The organism is Streptomyces phytophilus (genome assembly GCF_013870535.1).
GTDB classification, from domain to species: domain Bacteria; phylum Actinomycetota; class Actinomycetes; order Streptomycetales; family Streptomycetaceae; genus Streptomyces; species Streptomyces phytophilus.
Map to the genome: position 1 here is coordinate 1 of NZ_JACBXC010000323.1, position 5,459 is coordinate 5,459.

Below are 5,459 nucleotides of genomic sequence, written 5' to 3' on the forward strand. Positions count from 1 at the left end.
CGGTCCGGGGGCGTTCGGTCCGGTGACGTTCCGTCGGGCGGCGTTCAGTCCGGCGGCGCACCCGCCGACAGCGGGCCCGCTCTCGTCGTGCTCCTCTACGACGGCGAAGTGCTCGACCACGTACCCGCCGAGCCCCACGACCGCCCCGTGACCGCCGCCGTCACCCCCTCCGCGGTGCACCGCTTCCCGCCGCCGTAGCCGCCCCGCCCCGGGACCCGTACGCCTCACGGCGACAGCGTCATCGTGTCCTTCGCGGCCTCTTGCACCGCCTTGGCCGAGAACGGCCACTCGTACAGCTCGCCCTTCGCCCACGCCGTCGTCTGGTCCGTGTAGTTGGGGTGGAAGGCGTGCCCGGAGGCGCCGGAGAGGTTGACCCACCCCGAGGCGTCCAGGTCCGCCAGGTCCACCACCATCCGCATCGAGGGCACCCACAGCACGTCGTATCCGCCCGCCGCGTTCCAGCCGGTGGCGTTGACGGCCGCCTCGCCGCCGCTGAGGTTCCACGGGCCGCGGTTGAGCAGCCACTGCACGACGCCGGGCCCCTCGGTGCCCAGTGTCTGGTTGCGCAGCATCAGCCGGTGCAGGCGGCCCCAGGACCAGGTGTCGATGTCCTTGCCCAGCTCGGCGGTCAGCTCCCAGCGGGCGTCGTCCATGGCGTGCTCGAAGACCTCGTCGCGGTTCTCGTCGAGGGGCTCGCCGTCGCTGCCGGTGGTCTTCCACCAGCGGTTGTCCTCGTCCTTGAGGATGGTCCGTACGACCTCGAACCACCGGTCGCCGCCGTCCGGCTGGGCGGCGTCCGCGTCGCGCTCGCCGCACTCGCGCACGGTGGCCGGGCCGTCGGGGTCGGCCGCCGGGTTGGCGGGCGGCACGTTCAGGCACTCGCCGTCCGGGCGCAGCTCCTTGGGCATCTTGTCGCCGAAGGTGATCTTGAGGATGTTGCGCCAGACGGCGTTGAAGTACGCGGCCGCCGAGGAGTCGGTGTCCTGGCTGTAGTCCCAGTCCTTCAGCAGGTCCTGGGCCTCGCGCACCATCGGGTCGTCGATCTCTATCTCCAGCAGCAGCGGGGTGAGGAGTTCGGCGATCTCGCTGTGGTTGTCGAGCTGCATGGTGCGCATGTCGTCGGGGGAGATCTTCCCGCCGTCCTTGATCTTCTCCTCGATGAGGTCGGAGATGCGCTGGCTGCGGGTGCCGTAGCCGGGATCGGTGGTCAGAAGATACGGGTAGTCGTCCTCGTCGACGACTGCCTGGTTGGCGGTGACGATGTAGCCGCGGTCGGGGTTCAGCTCCCAGGGCAGCGCTTCGAAGGGGATGTAGCCGTTCCAGGAGTACGCCGGGTCCCAGCCGGGGGCGGGCAGGCTGCCGTCGCCGCTGCCGCGCCGCGGGATCTTGCCGGGCGCCTGGTAGCCGATGTTGCCGTCGGTGTCGGCGTAGACGAGGTTCTGCGAGGGGACGGCGAAGTCGCGGGCGGCCTTGCGGAACTCCTCGAAGTCCGCGGCCCTGTTTATGCCGAAGACGGCGTCCATGGTGCTGGACGGCTCCAGGGCGGTCCAGCGGAGCGACACGGCGTAGCCGTCGCCGCGGTCGGGCGCGGAGTTGCCCACGGGGGCTTCCTTGCCCACCTCGGCCAGCTCGTCGCTGCGGTCGGAGATCACGGGTCCGTTGCGCGTGGTGCGTACGGTGATGCGTTTGTCCTCCCCGCCCGCGACCTTGATCAGCTCTTCACGGGTGCCGAACTCGCGCGCCTCGCCGTCGTACAGGTAGCCGTCGTCCTCGACCTTCTCCAGATACAGGTCGGCGACGTCCGCGCCCAGGTTGGTCAGCCCCCAGGAGATGTCGGCGTTGTGGCCTATGACGACGCCGGGCATGCCGGAGAAGGAGAAGCCGCTGACCTCGTACGGGCAGTCGTCGCTGACCCTGGTGCACTGCAGGCCCATCTGGTACCAGACGGAGGGCAGCTGCGCGGACAGGTGCGGGTCGTTGGCGAGCAGCGGCTTCTCTGTGGTGGTCAGGTCGCCGGAGACCACCCAGGAGTTGGAGCCGATGCCGCTGCCGCTGGGGCCGAGGAGGGCGGGGATGTCGTCCATGGTCTTCGCCAGCGAGCCCATCTGGCTGCTGAGGCCCGTGGCGGCGGCACTGTACGTGCCCTGCGCCCCCGGCACCCCCTGCGCGCCGCCGGCGCTCCGCGGCGCGTAGCCGTCGGTGGTGGCGGAGCCGCCCTCCACGATGGGCCTGTTGCGCTTGTACGGGTACGGCGGGTACAGGTCGGCGATCTCGCCCTCGTCGAAGCGCTGGGAGAGCAGCGAGCGGTCGATCTCGTCCTCGACGTTGGCCCGCAGGTCCCAGGCCATCGCCTTCAGCCAGGCGACGGAGTCGACGGGGGTCCACTTCTCCGGCTCGTAGTCGTTGACGAACCCCAGGGCGGCGTACTCCACGGACAGGCTGGAGCCGCCGTGGTCCGCGAGGTAGGCGTTGACCCCGTCGGCGTAGGCCCGCAGATACTTCTTGGTCTCCGCCGAGAGCTTCTCGTCGTACTCCTTCTGCGCCACCTGCCGCCAGCCCAGCGTGCGCAGGAACTCGTCGGTCTCGACCTGCTCCTTGCCGAACATCTCCGACAGCCGGCCCGACGTCATGTGGCGGCGGACGTCCATCTCCCAGAAGCGGTCCTGCGCGTGCACGAAGCCCTGTGCCTTGAAGAGGTCCTCGGCGCTGTCCCCGTACAGCGTCGGCACCCCGCGGGCGTCGCGCTTGACCGTGACCGGCGAGGCCAGACCGGGCAGTTTGAGCGACCCCGTCGTCTGCGGGAAGGAGTCGCGCACCGTGCTGACGGTCCAGAACGCGGCGGCGCCGACGCCCAGCACCAGCACGGCTGCGAGCCCGATCGCGACGTAGATGAGGCGGCGCCTCTTGCCTGCCGTGCGGCCGTTCTCGTTGACGGGCATGCCTGTCCTTCTGGAGCCAGCGGAGCACTTGCTGGAGCAACCTTAGGCGCCCGGTCAAGGGGCTCTGTACGGCCCCTGGGCTGTCCCCCGAAGCAGCAGGCGGACGGTCACTCCGGGTAAATTCTCCGTCAAGGTAGTAAAGACGAGAGGGAGAAAGCTGTCAGTCGAAGAACTCAACAAGCTCGCGCTCGTCGCCGCCCTGGTTCTGCTGGTCGCGGTCGCGGCGGTTCGGCTCGCGTCCCGCAGCGGCCTGCCCAGCCTCCTGCTGTACATGGGCATCGGCGTCCTCGTCGGCGAGGACGGCCTGTTCGGCTACGGCTTCGACGACGCCGAACTCACCCAGGTGTTCGGCTACGCGGCCCTCGCCCTGATCCTCGCCGAAGGCGGCCTCAGCACGACGTGGAGCGAGATCAAACCCGCGCTGCCCGCGGCGGCCGTGCTGTCCACGGCGGGCGTCGCGGTCAGCGTCGGCGTGACGGCGACCGCCGCGCACTACCTGGTCGGCCTGGAGTGGAAGCAGGCGCTCATCATGGGTGCCGTCGTCTCCTCCACGGACGCGGCGGCGGTCTTCTCCGTGCTGCGCAGGGTGCCGCTGCCGAAACGGGTCACGGGCGTGATGGAGGCCGAGTCCGGGTTCAACGACGCCCCCGTGGTCATCCTGGTCGTCGCTTTCTCCACCTCCGGGCACATCCATGCCTGGTACCTGCTCCTCGGCGAGATCCTGCTGGAGCTGACCATCGGGGCGGCGCTGGGGCTGGCGATCGGCTGGCTGGGCTCCATGGCGCTTCGGCACGTGGCGCTGCCGGCCTCCGGCCTCTATCCGATCGCAGTGATGGCCATCGCCATCGTCGCGTACGCCGTGGGCGCCCTGGCGCACGGCAGCGGCTTCCTGGCGGTCTACCTGGCGGCGATGGTCCTGGGGAACGCCAAGCTGCCGCACTGGTCGGCCACCCGCGGCTTCGCCGACGGGGTGGGCTGGCTGGCGCAGATCGGGATGTTCGTCCTGCTCGGGCTGCTGGTGACGCCGCACGAGCTGGGCGACGACATCCTGCCGGCGGTGATCGTCGGGCTCGTGCTCACCGCGGTGGCGCGGCCGGCGTCGGTGATCGTGAGCCTGCTGCCGTTCCGCATCCCGTGGCGGGAACAGGCACTGATGTCATGGGGAGGGCTGCGCGGCGCGGTGCCGATCGTCCTGGCAACGATCCCGATGGTGAACGACGTGCCCGACTCCGGCCGCGTGTTCAACATCGTCTTCGTCCTCGTCATCGTCTACACGATGGTGCAGGGTCCGACGCTGCCCCTGGTGGCGCGGTGGCTGCGGCTCGGGGACGGCGACGGGGCGTACGACCTGGGCATCGAGTCGGCGCCGCTGGAGCGGGTGCGGGGGCACCTGCTGTCGCTGTCGGTGCCGGAGGGGTCGCGGATGCACGGGGTGGAGGTCGGCGAGCTGCGGCTGCCCCCGGGGGCGGCGGTGACGCTGGTGGTGCGGGACGGGACCAGTTTCGTGCCGTCGCAGACGGACATCCTGCGGCGGGGGGACGAGCTGCTGGTGGTGACGACGGACAGGGTGCGGGACGCGACGGAGCAGCGGCTGCGGGACGTGGGGCGGGGCGGCAAGCTGGCGCGGTGGCTGTCGGCGGACGAGCGGAGGGCGAAGTAGGCCGGTGGGCGGGCCCGCGGGGGCGGGCCCGTCCGGGCGGGCAGGGGGCCCGGGCCGGCGGTCGTCGGCGCGGGGTGGTGTTCGGTAGGGTCGGGGTGGAATTCGTACGAACAGTTGTCTCTGTCTGATGCAGGGCCGGCGCGCCTGACCGGTGCGCACAGCGGACGGCCCTCGGTGCGTGGCACTACCAGGCAGCAGGAAGGACCGGGCCGTGTCGCGCCCGCCCCAGCCTTCGTCTTCGCCCTCCCCTTCGGGATCTCCCTCCCCTTCGGGATCTCCTTCGCCTACGCGGTCTCCGTCGTCCTCGGGACCGGCCGGTGCCCGGCCCGGCTATCTTCAGTTGCTGCGCACGCCCGGGGCGCGGAGCTTCGTCCTCCCCGGCTTCGCCGCTCGCCAGCCGTTCGCGATGCTGACCATGAGCATCGTGCTGCTGGTGCAGCACACGTCCGGCTCGTACACCCTGGCCGGGACGGTGGCCGCCGCGGCGGGACTGGCCATGGCGCTCTGCGCGCCCGTCGGCGGCAAACTCACCGACCGCTACGGGCAGCCCGCAGTACTGCTGCCGAGCGTGCTGCTGCACGCCGCCTCCGTGGCCCTGCTGAGCGTGCTCGCGCTGGCGGGTGCGCCGGGGTGGGCGCTGGTGGCCGCGGCGGTGCCGACGGGTGCGTCCATACCCCAGATCGGGCCCATGGTGCGGGCGCGTTGGTCGCATCTCTTCGCCGCCGGGCCTGATCCGCGTACGCCGCTGCAGCACACGGCGACGGCGTTCGAGTCGGTGACGGACGAGTTCACGTTCGTCGTCGGGCCGGTGCTGGCCGCGGCGCTGTGCACGGGGGTGCATCCGGCGGCGGGGCTGGTGG

General features: G+C 71.2%; 3 protein-coding genes and 1 pseudogene. 3 read left to right on the forward strand and 1 reads right to left on the reverse strand.

Annotated elements, in window-relative coordinates:
- Positions 1–198: pseudogene (locus H5J30_RS15990) on the forward strand (5-formyltetrahydrofolate cyclo-ligase); the annotation flags it as partial.
- Between the two features lie 26 nt (positions 199–224).
- Here the strand turns inward: H5J30_RS15990 and H5J30_RS15995 are convergent.
- Complete coding sequence (locus H5J30_RS15995; protein WP_181788109.1) at positions 225–2,939, reverse strand: penicillin acylase family protein; 2,715 nt, start codon at positions 2,937–2,939, stop codon at positions 225–227.
- Between the two features lie 157 nt (positions 2,940–3,096).
- Here H5J30_RS15995 and H5J30_RS16000 point away from each other — a divergent pair, with 157 nt between their 5' ends.
- Together H5J30_RS16000 and H5J30_RS16005 are read left to right on the forward strand one after the other, a co-directional pair.
- On the forward strand, positions 3,097–4,599 hold the full coding sequence (locus tag H5J30_RS16000; protein WP_181788110.1) for a potassium/proton antiporter: 1,503 nt from the start codon (positions 3,097–3,099) through the stop codon (positions 4,597–4,599).
- A 340-nt stretch (positions 4,600–4,939) separates the two neighbouring features.
- Positions 4,940–5,459 (forward strand): MFS transporter (locus H5J30_RS16005; RefSeq protein ID WP_374100986.1); only part of this gene is annotated, 520 nt, incomplete at its 3' end.